This is a genomic window from uncultured Campylobacter sp. (genome assembly GCF_905372745.1).
In the GTDB taxonomy this organism is placed as follows: Bacteria; Campylobacterota; Campylobacteria; order Campylobacterales; family Campylobacteraceae; genus Campylobacter_A.
Genome location: NZ_CAJPQR010000025.1, coordinates 1 through 17,760, shown reverse-complemented (window position 1 = coordinate 17,760; position 17,760 = coordinate 1). Strand labels below are relative to the sequence as shown.

Genomic DNA, 17,760 nt, shown 5'->3' with positions numbered 1-17,760 from the left:
TCAACTTGGCCGATGAAGCTTATAAATTCTACTCGCTCAAATTTAACTATCCTTTGCCGCTTCCTCGCGCTCAAATTTGCAAATTTGGCGCGCGCCTTTTTTATCTTTTTACTTTTTCTTTTTTACGGCGCGGCGACTTTGCAGGGTTCAAATTTGCCTCGCGAGATAGTTTTAGTAAATCAAAACATCCTAAGCCAGGCCGTGAGCGAGAAAATCGCGGTTTTAGGCGAGGAGCTAGCGAGCAAAAGCGGCGTATTTGCGGGGGTCGCGGTTTATGAGAACCTAGGGGGCAAAACGCTAAAAGAAGCGGCCGCGCAGCTAAATTTGACTCCGCCTTACGCGCTTTTGATGCTTGCTAAAACGGAGCATAAGGTGGAAATTTTTGCCGACTCCGAGACGCTAAAGCTTTTTGATAAAGAGAAAATTTTAAGCCCGTATCCAAGCTCCGGCTCTATTTTGCCGATTTTAGCGTCCAAAAACGGCAAAGATATCTTTAACGCCGCCGTGCTAAACGGCTACGCCGATCTTGCCGAACAGATCGCGGCGAGCAAAGGCGTGAGCTTGCAAAACGCGGTCGGTAGCCAAAACCGCCGTACGCTAGATGCGTTTAGAATTTTCATCTACGGCTCTATCGCTCTCGTCGTTTGCGTCGCTGCGTTTAGAAAATTTAGGAGGAAAAATGGCTAAAAACTACTGGCCTCACGCTATCGTTACCGCGCTTATTTTGATAGTCGCCTCCTGCGTAGCGACCATTATTCTGGCCGTCAAAAACCCCGTAGAGATGGACGGTTTTTACTTTGAGCGCTACCAAAACGTCGATGAAAATATAAACGAGATCGAGGCTAGTCAGCGCAGGTTTGACGCCAAATACGATCTTAATTTCAATCCCGAATTTGACGGACTAAACGGATATTTTGGTATCGCCGTCGCGCCTAAAAACGGCTCGGTAGCGCCAAATTTCACGCACGAGATTTTACTAACCAGACCCGCGACGAACGAGCAAAATCAAAATTTAGACGTCAAATTTGACGGGCAAATTTTAAAAACGCAGCCCGTAACGCTCCCAAAAAAAGGCAGATGGCAAATTTTACTAAAAATCTCCGACGCAAACGACACCGGCTTTTATAAATTTAACTTCGAAGCGCGCTAGTTTTCTTTGATTTTCAGCCGCTCTGGGCTATCATTTCGCCAAAAAACAAAGAGCTTCTATGCAAAATTTAGACAAACTTTATATCTTTACCAACTCGCGAAAAATTCGCGAATTTAACGCGCAATTTCAAAACGAACTCGTGCCAAAAGCCATGACGATAGCGCAGTTTGAGCAAAAAGCCGTGCTGGTGCCGGGGCGCTTTGAGGCGGACGAGGCGTACGCGCTGGTGCTGATGCAGCGAGCCTGCGCGAGCGTGAGAGAGGCCTCCGAGCGGTTGCGTATCCCGTCGGAGTTTTTCGCGTTTTTGAAAAACAACGACTATCTTTTTAGCTTTTTTAAGGAGCTAGCCATCAGCAAAAAGAGCGTGGCGGATCTAAAATTTAGCGACATTTACGCCGATTACGAGGAGCATTTGGGTATCCTCGAGGCGGTGCTCGCGCGCTATAAGGAGCTGCTCGCGGCCGAAAATCTATACGACGGTATCGTGCTGCCTGAGATTTATGAGTTAAACGGCGGATTTGTGAGGGAATTTCGCGAGATAAATCTCGAAGTGGACGGCTTTTTAAGCGAATTTGAGTGGGAGCTGTTTGGCGAGATCGCAAAACTAACGACGCTAAAAATCATCTTTCAAACCAGCAAATTTAACAAAAAACTGATCTCAAAACTGGCTGAAATTTCTGGCATTGAGGCGAGCGAGTTTAGCCTTTACTGCGAATTTGAGCTAAATTTGAGCACGCGCGAGCTAAGAAAAACTGGCTCCGTGCGCAAAAATCCGCTCGTTTTAAAAAGAAGCTTTAGCGCTAGAAGCCTGCAAGCGGCCTATGCGATGGCAAAGGCTAGCGAGTTCGTCGCTGAGGGTATCAAGCCCGAAAACATCGCCGTTATCTTGCCTGACGAGAGTTTTGCCGAGATCTTGCGCCTGCACGACCGCGGCAAGATGTTTAACTTCGCGATGGGCGAGAGCTTTACCCGCACGCGGTTTTTTCAAATTTTAAAGTGCATAGCAACCGCGATAAACGACAAAATCCGCGTAAATTTGAGCAAAGATAACTATAAAAATTTCAACGAATTTGAGTTTAATCTGCATGAATTTGGCGTTAGCGGCGAGCTGTTTGAGAAATTTAAAAACGGTTTTGAAGTGCCTTGTTCGTTTGAGGATTTTAGGGCGCTTATGGAGGATATTTTGGCGCTTGAAAGCGACTACGCCGCCGCGCAAAAAACGCGCGAGGAGCTATTTTACGCTCAGAGTTTGGCGCGATATTTTAGCTTTACGCTACGTCAAATTTGCGAGATATTTTTGATAAAGCTAGCTAGGCTTAGGCTTGATCACGTAGGTGGCGGCAAGATCGGCGTCATGGGCGTTTTAGAGAGTCGCGGGTTAAAATTTGATGGCGTCATAGTGCTTGATTTTAACGACGATTTGGTGCCAAAGCGCAGCGTAAACGAGATGTTTTTGAGCTCGCGCGTGCGCCAAAAGGCGGGCCTCATCGGCTACGTCGACCGCGAAAATTTGCAGAGATTTTACTACGAGAGCCTAATTGGCGGCGCGAAAAAAGCGGCGATATGCTACGCGGCAAACGAGGAGAAAATCGCGTCGAGATTTCTCGGCGAATTTAACGCCGTGGAGGACGCGAGATTTAGCGACGAGAGCTATGCGGCGCTGTTTAACGGCGAATTTGACGCAAAGGTCGGTTTTGCAGATGAGCAAAAATTTGAGGCCGAGATGAGCCCGCATCTTGACGAAAGGAACGAGGCTAAACCTAAACAAGCAAAAATCGCCAAAGAGCGGAGTTTGTTTGAATTTGACGCGGAGGGCGAGCTAAATTCGGACGCAAATTCTACCGATAAATTTGACGAAAACGCTGCGCAAAACGAAACGCCGAGCCAAAACCCACGAGCGCTAAATTTTATAAAATTTACTCGAAAAACGCCCGCAAAGCCTAAAATTTTCGAGCAGGATATCATCGTAAAGCACGATTTTTTCGCTATCCCGCTCTCGTTTAGCAGACTAAATACCTATTTACAGTGCCCGCGGCGGTATTATTACAGATATATTTTGAACGTAAAGCCGTCCGTAATGCCGCAAACGACGTCCACGGCGGACTTTGGCAACTCGCTACATAGGGCGCTTTTTGAGTATTACTCTAAATTTGAGAGGTTTGACCTCGCTAAATTTGAAACGGTGCTAAGGGAACTAAACATGCCGCCGCTAGAGCGCGAGATAACGATGATAAAGATGGAGAAATTTAAGCAGCTAGAGGACGCCAGATATGAGGCGGGATGGCGCGTGCAGGGGCTTGAAAAAGAGCTTGATAGCGTCTTTGCGGGCGTGCGCATAACGGGCAAAATCGACCGTATAGACCAGCGCGGCGGCGAGCTAGCGGTGATTGATTATAAAAGCGGAAAATTTGACGCCAAATCCTTGCAGCTGCCCTTTTACGAGGCGCTCGTGGGTAGGCCTTGCGAGGGGTACTTTTACGATCTAAAAGATAACATGAACCTAGTCGCTAGCGAAGCCGATCTAGACGTGCTTGCGGAGGCGATCGAGCAGCTAAAATCCATCAACAACACGCCGATAAATTTTGGGGAGGCCAAGGGCGCGATGAGCGAATACGAAGACTATAAAATTTTAGTGAAAGGCGAGCTATGAAGCCGTTTTTGGCCCTTGAGGCGAGTGCGGGCAGCGGCAAGACCTTTGCGCTTAGCGTGCGTTTTATCGCGATTTTGCTATTAGGCGCCGACGCGCGCGAGATCACGGCGCTAACCTTTACCAAAAAGGCCGCAAACGAGATGAAAGAGCGCATCGTGCAGACCTTTTTGCGGCTCGAGGAAAAGGGCGCAGAGCTAGCCGAGTTGGAGCAAATTTTGGGCGCGGGCAGGGATGAAATTTTAGCCATGCGCGACGCTCGGGCGACTCATTTTTTAGAAAGTGATCTAAAAATTGGCACGTTTGACTCGTTTTTCGTTGGCATCCTGCGCAGCTTTTGCTTAAATTTGGGACTAAGCGCGGATTTTGAAGTGAGCGAAAATTTAAACGAACTGCAACGGGGCGAGTTCGTTGCGAGCGTGAGCAAGGATATGCGGTTGCTAAAAGCGCTTGCAAATTTGATAGCGACGGCCGAGCGCAGCCAGAGTAGTTTTTTTGAGAGTTTGGAGATGTTTTATGAAAATTTCGGCGAGCTAAAAAGCAGCGAAAATGCGGCGTTTCCAAACGAAAGCGGCGTTGCAGAAGCGCTAAAAAATATGCGCGAATACGTCCTAGCTAGAGGCGGCGGCAAAGATGCCCAAAGCGCCGTGAAAGAGGGCAGCCCGAGCGAAATATTGGCTCGCTCGTTTATGTCGCGCGCGAGCCTTGATTATCGCACGTTTTCTAAAATTTATACGCCGGAGCTTGATGGGATGTTTTTTGAGTTAAAAGCGCGGTTAAAACAGTATTTTGACGAGCTAGAGGAGTATAAAATCGCCGAACTGGCTAGATTTTTAAAAATCTATAAAGAGTGCAAAATCTCGCTAAACAAAAGACTAAATTCGCTTGCATTTAGCGACGTGACGCGCCTAGTTTACGAGCTTTTAAGGGGCGGCGAGACGGACGCGCAGATGCTTTATTTTAGGCTCGACGGACGGATAAATCACCTGCTCATCGACGAGTTTCAAGACACCAACGTCGCGCAGTACGAGATCATGCGTCCGCTCATCGAAGAAATCGTCGCCGGATACGGACAAAACGGGCTTGGCAGCTTTTTTTACGTCGGCGACGTAAAGCAGAGTATTTATCGTTTCCGCGGCGGCAAAAAGGAGCTTTTCGGCAAGCTGATGCGCGATTTTCCTCAGATCAAAGCTCAAAATTTGGAGGTAAATTACCGTAGTAAAAAGGCGTTGGTTAGATTTACGAACGCCGTATTTGCGGGCAAGATCGAAAATTTTAAACCGCAAAGAACGCCCGAAAAAGAGGGCGAGCGGGTAAATTTGGTAGGCGAGATGCCGTATTTTGAGGCACAGGAGGACGATCTTGGCTTCGTGCGGGTAAGCAGCGGCGATGACGTGGCGGTAGAGGCGGCGCAGCAGGTTAAATTTCTGCTTGAAAAAGGGGTCCGAGAAGATGATATCACCGTGCTTTGCTGGAAAAACGACGATATAAATAAAATCTCAAATTTGCTGAGCGAGGTGGGCGTAAAAAGCGTGAGCGAGGGTGTGATGCCGCTACTAGCGAGCAAAAACGCGCGCGCAGTAGTGGAATACGCTAAATTTTGCCTATTCGGCGAGCGAATTTACAAGCTAAATACCGAGGCGATCCTTGACGTAAATGCCGTAAAACTAAGCGTAAATCCGCAAAAATCGGCGCTTGAGAGCTTGCACTATCTAGCGGGCAGGCTCGGCGTAGATATGAGCGACGCGGACGTTTTGCGACTACTTGAGCTAGCACAGCCGTATTCAAATTTGACCGAGTTTATCTATAATCTTGATAGATTTGAGGCAAAAGCGAGCGCAAAAAGCGGCGAGGGTGTGAAAATAATGACCGTCCACAAGTCAAAGGGGCTGGAGTTTGAAAACGTGATCGTGTGCGATAAAATGGGCGCTGGGCGGCACGATGGGTCAAATTTCATCGCGGAATACGATGCGGGTACGGGCTCCTGGCAGGTGCGCCACAACGTCAAAAAACAGTGTATCGACGAGGAGTTTGCAAGGCTAAAAGAAAAAGCGGCGCGGCTCGAGCGCGAAGAGGATATGAATAAGCTCTACGTCGCGCTAACTCGGGCGATCAGCGGACTAATCATCATCAAAAAAACTGGCGCCAACGGCAGAAATCCGAGCTTTTTTGGGGCGTATGAGAGTAGCGGCGAGGTTATAGAGTATCTTGATTTGATCGATTTTAGCTTTGGCGAACCGACTCCTAGCAAGGTGCGAAATTTAAGTGTAGCTGGCAAATTTGAGCCTATTAAACTAGCTCAAATTTCAAAACAAATCGTAGATGAAACGCCAAAATCCGAGGGTAAAAATCAAAAGGCGATTTATTTCGGGCTGGCGCTGCACTATCTGCTAGAAATGGCGGAAAAATTTGACGAGAGTTCGCTAAAAACGGCACAAATTTCGATGCGAAACGCATTTTATAAATTTTTAGACGAGGGCGAGCTGGATGAAATTTACGCACGCGGGCTAAATTTGATAAACGAGCCTAAATTTAAGCAAATGACGCAGGGGAAGAGGACATTTAAAGAGCAGCCGTTGCGCTTTGAGGGTGCGTTAAAACAGCTTGACCTGCTCTGCGTTGGCGAAGCTGAAATATGCGTGATCGACTATAAAACGAGCGATAAAAATATAGATGAAAACATCGCGCAGGTTGAGGAGTATAAAAAAATATTGGCTCAAATTTACCCGAATTTGAGTGTGAGGGCGGCGATATTTTACGCTTTGCGGGACGAAATTCGAAGCATTGATATTTAAATATAGCTTAAATTAAGCTATATGTAAGGTGCATTTGAATACAATCACGACCTAAAATTATCTAAAGGGTAAGAAAATGACGAAAATAACAAAACCAAACGAAGTGGAGCGCGAGTGGATCGTGCTTGACGCGGCAGGCAAGCGTTTTGGTAGATTGCTAACCGAGGTAGCTACGCTGCTTCGCGGTAAGCATAAACCAAATTTCACTCCGAATGTCGATTGCGGCGATTACGTTATCATAATCAACGCTTCTAAAGCCGAATTTACGGGCAACAATAAAGCCGAGCAAAAGCTTTATCACCGCCATTCGGGATATTTTGGTAGCACGAAAAGCGAGAAATTCGGCGAGCTTTTAGCAGATAAGCCGGAAAAACTGTTTAAGCTAGCCGTTCGCGGAATGCTTCCAAAAACAAAACTTGGCAGAGAGATGATAAAAAAACTAAAAGTTTACGCCGGCAGCGAGCACCCGCACACGGCTCAAATAGCTAAAAAAGAAGGAAAATAATCATGGCGAAAGTTTATGCAACCGGTAAAAGAAAAACTGCCGTAGCAAAAGTCTGGATAAAACCGGGCAGCGGTAAAATTTTAGTAAACGGACTTGATCTAAATACTTGGCTCGGCGGACATGAAGCTATCAAGCTAAAAGTAGTTCAACCTCTACTTTTAACAAAACAAGAGGGTTCTATAGACGTAACCGCAACGACTCTAGGCGGAGGATATTCTGCTCAGGCTGAGGCGCTAAGACACGGCATATCAAGAGCATTGGCTCTATTTGACGCCGACTTTAGAGCGACTCTAAAACCAAAAGGTCTACTAACTCGCGACTCACGCGTCGTCGAGCGTAAGAAATTCGGTAGAAGAAAAGCTAGAAGAAGCCCGCAATTCTCTAAACGCTAATAGTTTGCTAAAGCCGTTTCGTCGGCTTTTAGATTTTGGAGATGAGGTATATAATTTGGAAAGACTGATATGTCTCAAGTTGTATGTTAAATTTAGATTTATAAATTAGTGATAAAATCAAAAAATAGTCTTGTGAAAAAACGGGACAAAAGAAAGGATAACTTATGAAAAAGATTGCTCTTGCTTTAGTTGCTGCTACTGCGCTTTTTGCCGCTGATTCAGCTTACAATTACGAACTAACTCCGACAATAGGCGGCGTTCATCCTGAAGGAAATTTGGGAACAAATGAACAATCAGCTATCGGTTTAAGAATCGGAAGAAACCTTGAAAATTTCTTTATAGACCACGTAGAACTCGGTCTTAGCCACACTAACAAGATAAGAGAGTATGGCGTAGACGGAAAGGCTACTAGATATTTTGTTAATGCTATTAAAGATTTTGGTCTAACTGAAAAACTATCTCTTTACGGCTTACTTGGTGCGGGATATGAGGATGTCTCAAAAAAATTCGTCAAAAATGATGACGGCGGCTTCGGTCAATACGGCCTTGGTTTGAGATATCAAATTACCGATAACTTTGCTCTACGCGCTGAGGCCGTAGATGCTATTAAATTTGAGCATGCAGATCACAACCTATTCTATACGCTAGGTTTTGCAGTAGGCTTTGGTGCTAAAAATGCTCCTGTAGTAGCTGAAGTGGTTGAGGTTAAAGAGCAAGCCGTCGTAGTGCTTGACGACGATAACGACGGCGTTTTAAACGATGTTGATCAATGCCCAAATACACCGGCTGGGGTAGTAGTTGACGAGACCGGTTGCGAGAAGGTTATCGTTCTCAGAGATATCGGCGTAAATTTTGCATTCGATAGCTACAAAGTAACTCCAAAATATCTTGAGGAGATCAAGAAAGTAGCTAACTTTATGGGTGAAAACCCGGGCTACCGCGTAGTTCTAAGCGGACATACAGACAGTATTGGTGCTGAGGCTTACAATCAAAAACTATCTGAAAAAAGAGCAAATGCAGTTGCTAAAGCTCTTGAAGAACTTGGCGTAAGCGCAGACAAGATCACTGCTGTAGGATACGGTGAGCTTAAACCTGTCGCTTCAAATAAAACAAAAGAAGGACGCGCTGAAAATAGACGCGTTGAAGCTAGATTTAATAAATAATTAGCCTAGCTTAATAATGTATGGATGAGATTAAATTCGAACTTATTTGGTCGTTAATCTCATCCTATTCTTTAAAAATTTTAGGTTCTATCGCCATCTTGCTTATCGGCAAATGGCTAGTAGCTAAAATCTCAAATCTTATATCAAAATTAATCATTTCCTCTAGACTTGACGAAACTCTTTCGAGTTTTTTACTAAATATCATCAAAACGCTTCTCATGGCTTTTGTAATTATAGCTGCGATCGCAAATTTGGGCGTAGAGACATCTATGTTTGTTGCTGCGCTAGGTGCCATCGGTCTTGCTATCGGTATGGCGTTTAAAGATACCTTTTCAAATATCGGCGCAGGGTTTTTGATAATATTTTTTAGGCCGTTTAAACTCAAAGATCACATAGAAGTCGCAGGCGTGCAAGGCGCAGTCAAAGAGATCAATATGTTTAGCACCGTTTTACGTACAGCCGATCACAAAACCATCATTATCCCAAACGGACGCATCATAAGCAGCAACATAATAAACTTCTCAAAAGAGGGCACCAGGCGGGTTGAGCTCGTATTTTCCATAGATTATAAAGACGATTTAAAGCTTGCAAAAGAGATTATTTTAAACCTAGCTGACAAAAACAAAAAGATCCTAAAAGAGCCAAAGCCATTCGTCGGGGTCGGGAGTCTGGGTGAAAATAGCGTAAATTTGACAGCTAGATTTTGGTGTGCGAGCGATGATTTTTCGGATGTACAGTTTGCTATGCTAGAAAGCGCCAAGCTCGCATTTGACGCCAAAGGCATCTCTATACCATCGCCGCAGCTTAGCATCCGATATCAAGACAAAAAGCAAGACGAGCAAATTTAATTACTCGGTTTTCTTGCATATTTTATGCTCGCGTACTCGCATGGTTGATAGGTTAAATTTGACCCGACATCCCGTGCTGTTAAATTTGTGTAAAAATACATAACTATAAGAAATTTCGTCTGCAATATTTTAAAATTTTCGTCTAAAAAGTTTATATTTTAAAGTGCAATTTTTTATTCGAAAGCCATATTTGATATCGCGGATATTTTAAGCGAATGGTAATTTTAATCCTTAGACTACAACAGTATAAATTTAAATCAAAGCCCATAATGATAAAAATTTGAAATTAAAAAAAGCCGACTTAAGGCAAATTTTAAAATACAAAAAGTAAAATCAAAGTTTACTAAAATGCAAATTTGACGCGAAAATGCCGTCAAATTTATGCTGTCACAATTAAAAAAACGAAAGAAGCAAGATGAAAAAAACCATACTTTTTGACCTAGACGGTACGCTTATCGACTCGACGCCCGCGATCCTTGATGGATTCGGTGCGGCATTTCGCGCTCACGGCGAGCCTGCTCCAAAGCCCGAGGCGGTCAAGACCCTAGTCGGTCATCCCCTTGACGTCATGTTTGCCGGACTTGGCGCGCCGACGCAGCTCGTGCCTGATTATATCGCCGCGTATAAGGCGCGTTATGAGCAGATTTTTTTGGAACAAACTTCGCTTCTTGATGGCGCGGCGGGTGCATTGGCGCTTGCTAGCGAGGTGGCGGACGTGGGTGTCGTGACAACGAAAACGTCGAAATTTTCGGTCATTTTGCTTGAACACTTGGGCGTTATGAAGTTTGTCAAAACCGTGATCGGCAGAGATGACGTCGTAAATCCAAAGCCCGATCCTGAGCCTATAAACAAGGCTCTTGAGCGCCTGGGTAAGACAAGCGCGCAAGATAGGGCGAACGCCTTTATGATCGGCGATACGACGATGGATCTGGAGGCGGCGAAGCGTGCCGGGATTGCGGGCATCGGGCTAGTTTGCGGCTACGGCAATGAGGCTGATTTGCGCGAGCATTCAAATTTGATCTTTAAAAACGCATTTGAGGCGGTTAAATTTATAGCGTAGAGGTGAGTTTGGCCGATAAATTTAGATTTTAGAGCGATCAAAAACCTATATTAGCTCGATAAACGGCTATTTTTAGCATTCGATTGAGTTGGCGAATTTAACCGTATATAAAGCGTAGCGACAAGTACAGTAAGCCAAATTTAAATCAAATTTGCCGCAAAAACCAGGGTAAAGAGGCAAATTTTGCCTTAACCAACACGCTTGCTTTTTTCTCAAAGCGCTCAAGTACATTGATTACATTTAAGATAAATACCGCCCATGATTTTTACCAATTAGTTGTTGCCCAAATAGCTGTAAAATAGCGACTAGGCGTCCGTGACCAAGATGGCTCGTATATAGCCGGTGGCGGCTCATTTTCCTGCTGTGCCGTCTAAACTCAATCCTATTTTGGGCGATGACGAAGCAACGCATCTGCTTGCCGCAAATTTGCTTTGTTTGCGATTTTTTATTCGCTGTGGCATAAAGGCATAAGACGGAAATCGCGGCTAACGCGGATAAAAACCTTACGCACGGCTTCTTCGTTTTTAAAATTTATCGCTTAAATTTGAGTAGTTTTTAAAATCGGCCACCAGGTCAAATTTAGGGCCTTAGATTATTAAATTTGAGCTTTTTTGAAAATGTAACTTAGCTGATTAATTAGATATTTTGGAAACTAGCTCTATAATAAAAGATTTTTAAAAATCGCAAGAAAATTTAAGGCGGAAAAATGGCTAAAATAATGAAAACTATGGACGGAAACGAGGCTGCGGCGCACGCATCGTACGCATTTACTGAGGTTGCGGGCATTTACCCGATCACCCCTAGCTCGCCGATGGCTGACTACACCGATATGTGGGCGGCCCAGGGCAAGAAAAATCTATTTGGCATGCCGGTTAAAGTCGTCGAAATGCAAAGCGAGGGCGGAGCTGCGGGCACCGTACACGGTTCGCTGCAAGTAGGCGCGCTAACTACGACGTACACGGCTTCGCAAGGACTTTTGCTAAAAATCCCCAATATGTACAAAATCGCAGGCCAGCTGCTGCCGGGCGTCATCCACGTGAGCGCGCGCTCTATCGCGGCCCAGGCACTTTCTATCTTTGGCGATCATCAGGATATCTATGCCTGTCGCCAAACGGGATTTGCGATGCTGGCAAGCGGCTCTGTGCAAGAGGTCATGGATATCGCCGGCGTCGCGCACCTAGCTGCGATCAAGGGTCGCGTGCCGTTTTTGCATTTTTTTGACGGATTTCGCACGAGCCACGAGATACAAAAGGTCGAGGTGCTTGACTACGCGCACTTTGATAGGCTTCTTGACCGTGAGGCGCTGCAAAAATTTAGAGACGAGGCGCTAAGTCCCGAAAGTCCGAAAACTCGCGGTACGGCGCAAAACGACGACATCTACTTTCAGACGCGCGAGCTAGCCAACCGTTACTACGATGCGGTGCCTGATATCGTGGCCGAGTATCTAAAAGAAATTTCAAAAATCACGGGACGCGATTATAAGCCGTTTAATTATTACGGCGATCCGCACGCTACGCGCATCGTGGTCGCGATGGGTTCGGTAACGCAAACTCTAGAAGAAGTCGTCGATCACCTACGCGCAAAGGGCGAAAAAGTAGGCGTGCTAAAAGTGCATCTATACCGCCCGTTTAGCCTAAAATACCTCTTTGACGTGATGCCTGAGACGGTAGAAAAGATCGCTGTGCTAGACCGCACGAAAGAGCCGGGAAGCCTCGGCGAGCCGCTATATCTGGACGTCAAGGCTGCGTTTTACGGACACAAAAATCAGCCCGTGATCGTGGGCGGACGCTACGGTCTGAGCTCAAAAGACGTCGATCCTGCACAAATGCTAGCCGTCTTTGAAAACTTAAATTTAGAGGGGCCTAAAAATGGCTTTACCGTCGGTATCGAGGATGACGTGACATTTACGTCGCTAAAAGTCGGCGAGAAAATTTCGCTAAGCGACGTAAGCGTGAAAGAGTGTCTATTTTACGGACTTGGCGCGGACGGTACTGTGGGAGCGAATAAAAACTCAATCAAAATCATCGGCGATAAAACCGAGCTTTACGCGCAGGCGTATTTTGCCTACGATAGTAAAAAATCGGGCGGCTACACGCGATCGCACCTGCGTTTTGGTAAAAACCCGATCCGCTCGACCTACCTCGTCTCAAATCCGCACTTCGTAGCCTGCTCGGTCGCGGCGTATCTTGAAATTTATGACGTCATAGACGGTATCCGCGAGGGCGGGACGTTCCTGCTAAACTCGATCTGGGACGCCGAGCAGACGGTCGCTAAACTGCCGAATAAAGTAAAGAAAATTTTAGCCGCTAAAAAGGTAAATTTCTACATCATCAACGCCACCAAGCTAGCTCGCGAGATCGGGCTAAAAAACCGCACGAACACCATCATGCAGTCGGCGTTTTTTAAGCTGGCTGATATCATCCCGTTTGCCGACGCGCAAAAATACATGAAAGAGTACGCACACAAAGCCTACGCCAAAAAGGGCGAAGCGATCGTGGAGATGAACTACAAGGCTATCGATATGGGTGCGGACGGGCTGGTTAAGGTCGCGGTCGACCCTAGCTGGGCAAATTTGACGGATGACGCCGCTAACGATGAAAAATACGTCGGCGACGAATTTATAGAAAAAATCGTTAAGCCTATCAATGCCGCTAGGGGCGATAGCCTGCCTGTTTCGGCATTTGTAGGCTTTGAAGACGGACACTTTAAATCAGGCACGACAGCCTACGAAAAACGCGGCATCGGCGTAATGGTGCCTAAGTGGATCGAGGAAAACTGTATCCAGTGCAACCAGTGCGCCTTCGTCTGCCCGCACGCGGTCATCAGGCCGTTTCTCATCGATGAAAACGAGCTCGCCGCCGCTCCGCAAACCGTGCAAGATCACGTCCTAGACGCCAAAGGCAAAGAGGTAAAAGGGCTAAAATATAAAATCCAGGTCAGTCCTCTAGACTGCACCGGCTGCGAGCTGTGCGCTCAAAACTGCCCGAGCAAGGAAAAATCGCTCGTCATGGTGCCTCTAGCTGAGGAGATGGAGAAAAACGAGCAGGAAAACGCCGATTATTTATTTAAAAAGGTAACCTACAAAGACGACCTGATGAGCAAAGATAGCGTCAAGGGCGTGGGATTTGCGCAGCCGTTATTTGAGTTTCACGGCGCATGCCCCGGATGCGGCGAGACGCCTTATATCGGGCTTGTTACGAGACTATTCGGCGACCGTATGATCGTGGCAAACGCGACCGGATGTAGCTCGATCTACGGCGGTAGCGCGCCTTCGACGCCTTATACGACGAACAAAGAGGGCAAGGGCGTAGCGTGGGCAAATTCGCTGTTTGAGGATAACGCAGAGTTTGGCATGGGTATGAACGTCGCAGTAGAGACGCTACGCCACCGTATCGAGGACGTCATGCTACGCACCAAAGACGCCGCGCCAAATGCCCTAGCCGCGCTATACTCCGACTGGATCGCGCACAAAAACGACGGCGAGAAAACGACGCAAATCGCTAAAATTTTAACGCCGATTTTGGAGCAAAATTTAGACGTAGAGGGCGTAAAAGAAATTTTAGAGCTAAAAAGATACCTCGTCAAAAAATCCCAATGGATCATCGGCGGCGACGGCTGGGCTTACGATATCGGCTTTGGCGGTCTTGATCACGTGCTAGCTAGCGGCGAGAACGTAAACGTGCTCGTGCTTGACACCGAGGTCTACTCAAACACCGGCGGCCAGAGCTCAAAATCAAGCCGCGCTGGCTCCATAGCGCAGTTTACCGCTAGCGGTAAGCCGATGCAGAAAAAAGACCTAGGCTATATCGCGATGACTTACGGAAATATTTTTGTAGCGCAGATCAACTCAAACGCGAGCCAAGCAAATACGATAAAAGCCATCGCCGCAGCCGAGGCCTACGACGGTCCGAGTCTCGTGATCGCGTATTCGCCTTGTATCGCGCACGGTATAAAAGGCGGTATGGCCTACTCCGGCGATCAAGGCGAGTTAGCGACTAAATGCGGCTACTGGCCGACCTACGTCTACGATCCGCGCCTAATCAAAGAGGGTAAAAATCCGCTCAAAATGACCTCAAAAGAGCCTGATTGGTCGCTTTACGAGGAGTTTTTGCTAAACGAGGTTCGCTACAACTCGCTTAAGAAAACCAACCCGCAGCACGCGGACGAGCTGCTGGCTAAAAACAAGGCCGACGCGCAAAGACGCTACCGCCAGCTAAAACGCCTAAGCTTGGCTGACTTTAGCGATGAGATCGAGTCTGGCTCGGAACAGGCTAACGAAAACGCCGAGTAGGGCGAAAATTTCTCTCGCCTAAATTTGACGGGCGATGGAAAATATCTGTAAATTTAGCCGCTCGTTCGGGTGGTTAAATTTGCGCGGTGTCGTTTGTAAGGTTATATTCGGTTTCCAGATAAACGCTTACTTAAATTTTTAGACAGGTAATTTTTAAGTTTTTAAGTAAATTTAAGTCTTAACAAGCAATAATCGCGCATTCTAATGCAATTAAAAAAGGAGTAAAATGTTTATCACTATAATCGTTGTTGTGGTTGCTTTGGCGGCTTATATTATTAAAATATATAATAAATTGCAGTCAATGATGCAAAATATAAGAGAAAGCTTTGCAAACATCCAAGCTACGCTTAAAAAACGCCTAGACCTTTCAAATCAAATTATAGACATAGCTAAAGATTACGCAAGCGGCGAGCAAATGGTGCAACTTGGTATTTCTGGAAACGGAGTTGCAAAAGTGGCTGCTTTAGCGCAGGCTTTTCCAGAGCTAAAAGCCAATGAAACATACCAAATGTTAATGTCGCAATTGGAAAAAATCGAAGGCGAGCTTTTGAATAGACGCGAAAACTATAATGCCGAGGTTAAAAGTTATAATGCCTATAAAAATGCTTTTCCTCAAGTTTTAATAGCTTCAAAGTTGTCTTTTGAGTCAGTGGCTTATTTTGATATTAACGATGAGGATTTTAGCGAAAATTTAAAAATATTTAAAAAGGACGATTCGGCAAAGATACAAGAGATTTTAAGCGACTCCAATAAGAAAATCACCGATATTGCAATGAATGCAAAAAAGATGATTAATGATAAAATTTCAAATAATTCTGATAAAAAAGATTAGTTCTTATAAAATATGTAAATAATATGAACGGTTTAGATGATGGGGAATATGAATTAATTTCAAAGGCATAAAATGAGCCAAACCCATCCTTTTAAACCGATTTTTGATAAAAACTCTAAAATTTTAATCCTCGGCTCCTTTCCTTCCGTCGTTTCTCGCAAGCTGGGCTTTTACTACGCAAATCCGCAAAATCGCTTCTGGCGCGTGCTGGCCGGGATTTTAAACGCTCCGTTGCCAGAAGGCACGGACGAAAAGATAAATTTTCTGCTCGCTCACCGCATCGCTATCTACGACGCTGCGATCTCGTGCGAGATAAAGGGCTCGAGCGACGCCAAAATGACCGCCGTCACACCCGCAAATTTAGAGCCGATCTTTAGCGGAGCGCGCGTCGTGCAGGTGTTCGCCAATGGCGGCAAAGCACACGAAATCTGCAAAAAATATCTAAAAACTCAAATTTTAAACAAAACTGGTAAACCGCCCGTCAAACTACCTTCGACTAGCTCCGCAAACGCAAATTTTAGCTTTGAAAAGCTCGTGCAAGAGTGGATGATCGTCGCGGAGGCGCTAAAAGACGGCTAAATTTATCTATATAAATTTAGCTAATTTACCTGTCTATTATCGCAAATGGCAAAATCTAAAATAAAGGCGCCGCCAAATTTCGCAAACATCTATTTAATAAGCGAGCAAAAATAAAAAGGCTTGTTCGCTTTATTGCCACTAATAGCCACATAAACCTCTAGCTAGGCACGACCGAGTTTTTGCGTGCGGTTTTCGTGAGCGAATAAACGACTAATAGCATGATGAAGCCATACAGCAAGTTTGCGCTTTTTTGCGTTGATTGCATTATTTCGTCGTATTTTAGAGCGGCTAGAGCCTTTGCATACGGCTTTTTGATTTTATTATTAAGGTTGCTATAGACGGTCTCATCGGTATTTTGTGCGCATTTATTTTTGGATTTAATTAATAATGTTTTATCGCAATCCAACTCTTCTAAAATCGTTTTTCTATTTTCGACTATAAAATCTAGTTTATTGTCTTTTTTGGTGTTAGTGAGATTTGCATCTAGGAGCATATCGTCCAGACCATTTTCATTATATCTTATGGTATATTCTTTAAATTTGTTTTGAGCCGCTTGTTCTGACGTAAATACGCCTATAAACGGCGCTATTAAAAATGGTTTGCTTAAAAATATAAATATGCAAATCAAGTAAGTCAAAATTTTTGCAAGTATAAACTCGTGTAAATAAAAAAACACAAAGTATAGTGTCAGATACAAAAATATAAAATAGATAGTAAAAATAGGATAATATTTGCCTATACCGTAAAAGACGCATATAATGGTTGCTATCACCGCTACCGCACTTTGTTTAATGCTAAGATTAGCCATGTACGCTATTAATCCTACTATATAACATAGTATTATAGAAAATACTAGCGCTTTAGGATTGGCAACAATCGTTTCCAATAAAAAAATATCAAAAATATAAAAACATAGCCCATATACCGCGATAGTTAAAGCCATAAAATTTATAATTCGTAGTAAATTCGTATGATGGTCGCTAGTGCTTCTATATAATTTTAGCGTCATCAAATCTAATAAAATCTCGATACGATTTTCGCTTTTAGGCTTGGCTTCTACTTTATCGGCAGATTCTACTTCTTTATTATTTTTACTTTTTTTATCCTTTGTCTTTTTAAGAGTAAATTCTAATTCTAGTTCTTTACAGTATAGTTCTAGACAGCGATATAAGCTTGCATCTAGTGCATTGCCTTTGTCGTTCAAGGTGTGCTTTATAAGTCTAAAACCATCTCTGAAATCATTTGTTATATTTATGCATTTGTCAATATGGTTAATTTTATGATTTTTTGGATACATATCATTTGTGCTTTTGTCTTTGATAATATTTTTAAGCTCTTCATAGGTCAAATATGTAAAATTGGTTTTTACATTTGTAAAATTTAAAGTCCCGTCAAAAACACTTGATGCAAAATTAGTTAAATTTTTAAAATCTGCGTTATAAAAATAAGCATTTTTTTCAAAATTCGTCTCGCCAAAATCGACAATATCTTTAAATAA

The 17,760-nt window shown here is 44.6% G+C and carries 13 protein-coding genes; 12 read left to right on the top strand and 1 reads right to left on the bottom strand.

From position 1 onward, the window contains the following. Positions 1–12: 12 nt before the first annotated feature. The 12 genes from QZ157_RS07710 (at position 13) to QZ157_RS07655 (ending at position 16,262) form a co-directional block, all read left to right on the top strand. Complete coding sequence (locus QZ157_RS07710) at positions 13–687, top strand: hypothetical protein (RefSeq protein ID WP_295143956.1); 675 nt, start codon at positions 13–15, stop codon at positions 685–687. After that, entirely contained in the window at positions 680–1,150 is a 471-nt protein-coding gene (locus QZ157_RS07705) for a FixH family protein (RefSeq protein ID WP_295143954.1), read from the top strand. The genes QZ157_RS07710 and QZ157_RS07705 overlap by 8 nt, the downstream gene beginning before the upstream one ends. A gap of 58 nt (positions 1,151–1,208) precedes the next feature. Beyond that, positions 1,209–3,800: a PD-(D/E)XK nuclease family protein gene (locus tag QZ157_RS07700; RefSeq protein ID WP_295143952.1), complete on the top strand. Its 2,592-nt coding sequence runs from the start codon at positions 1,209–1,211 to the stop codon at positions 3,798–3,800. After that, positions 3,797–6,592 (top strand): RecB-like helicase, encoded by a 2,796-nt coding sequence (locus tag QZ157_RS07695; protein ID WP_295143950.1) that lies wholly within the window; start codon positions 3,797–3,799, stop codon positions 6,590–6,592. Before QZ157_RS07700 ends, QZ157_RS07695 begins: the two co-directional genes overlap by 4 nt. Before the next feature lie 76 nt (positions 6,593–6,668). Beyond that, positions 6,669–7,097 (top strand): 50S ribosomal protein L13, encoded by a 429-nt coding sequence (rplM, locus tag QZ157_RS07690; RefSeq protein ID WP_002949135.1) that lies wholly within the window; start codon positions 6,669–6,671, stop codon positions 7,095–7,097. Positions 7,098–7,099: 2 nt separating this feature from the next. Beyond that, complete coding sequence (gene rpsI, locus QZ157_RS07685; protein ID WP_295143947.1) at positions 7,100–7,489, top strand: 30S ribosomal protein S9; 390 nt, start codon at positions 7,100–7,102, stop codon at positions 7,487–7,489. A 164-nt stretch (positions 7,490–7,653) separates the two neighbouring features. Further along, a complete protein-coding gene (locus tag QZ157_RS07680; protein WP_295143945.1) occupies positions 7,654–8,652 on the top strand; it encodes an OmpA family protein in 999 nt (332 codons plus the stop codon). A gap of 20 nt (positions 8,653–8,672) precedes the next feature. Continuing rightward, positions 8,673–9,500, top strand: a complete 828-nt coding sequence (locus tag QZ157_RS07675; RefSeq protein ID WP_295143943.1) for a mechanosensitive ion channel domain-containing protein — start codon at positions 8,673–8,675, stop codon at positions 9,498–9,500. 415 nt (positions 9,501–9,915) lie between these two features. Continuing rightward, complete coding sequence (locus tag QZ157_RS07670; RefSeq protein WP_295143941.1) at positions 9,916–10,560, top strand: HAD family hydrolase; 645 nt, start codon at positions 9,916–9,918, stop codon at positions 10,558–10,560. 706 nt (positions 10,561–11,266) lie between these two features. Next, on the top strand, positions 11,267–14,851 hold the full coding sequence (nifJ, locus tag QZ157_RS07665) for a pyruvate:ferredoxin (flavodoxin) oxidoreductase (RefSeq protein WP_295143939.1): 3,585 nt from the start codon (positions 11,267–11,269) through the stop codon (positions 14,849–14,851). Positions 14,852–15,077: 226 nt separating this feature from the next. Continuing rightward, a complete protein-coding gene (locus QZ157_RS07660) occupies positions 15,078–15,683 on the top strand; it encodes a LemA family protein (RefSeq protein WP_295143937.1) in 606 nt (201 codons plus the stop codon). Between the two features lie 72 nt (positions 15,684–15,755). Then, on the top strand, positions 15,756–16,262 hold the full coding sequence (locus tag QZ157_RS07655) for a DNA-deoxyinosine glycosylase (RefSeq protein WP_295143935.1): 507 nt from the start codon (positions 15,756–15,758) through the stop codon (positions 16,260–16,262). A 157-nt stretch (positions 16,263–16,419) separates the two neighbouring features. Here QZ157_RS07655 and QZ157_RS07650 read toward each other — a convergent pair. Further along, positions 16,420–17,760: pentapeptide repeat-containing protein (locus tag QZ157_RS07650; protein WP_295143933.1), on the bottom strand; the 1,341-nt coding region annotated here is incomplete at its 5' end.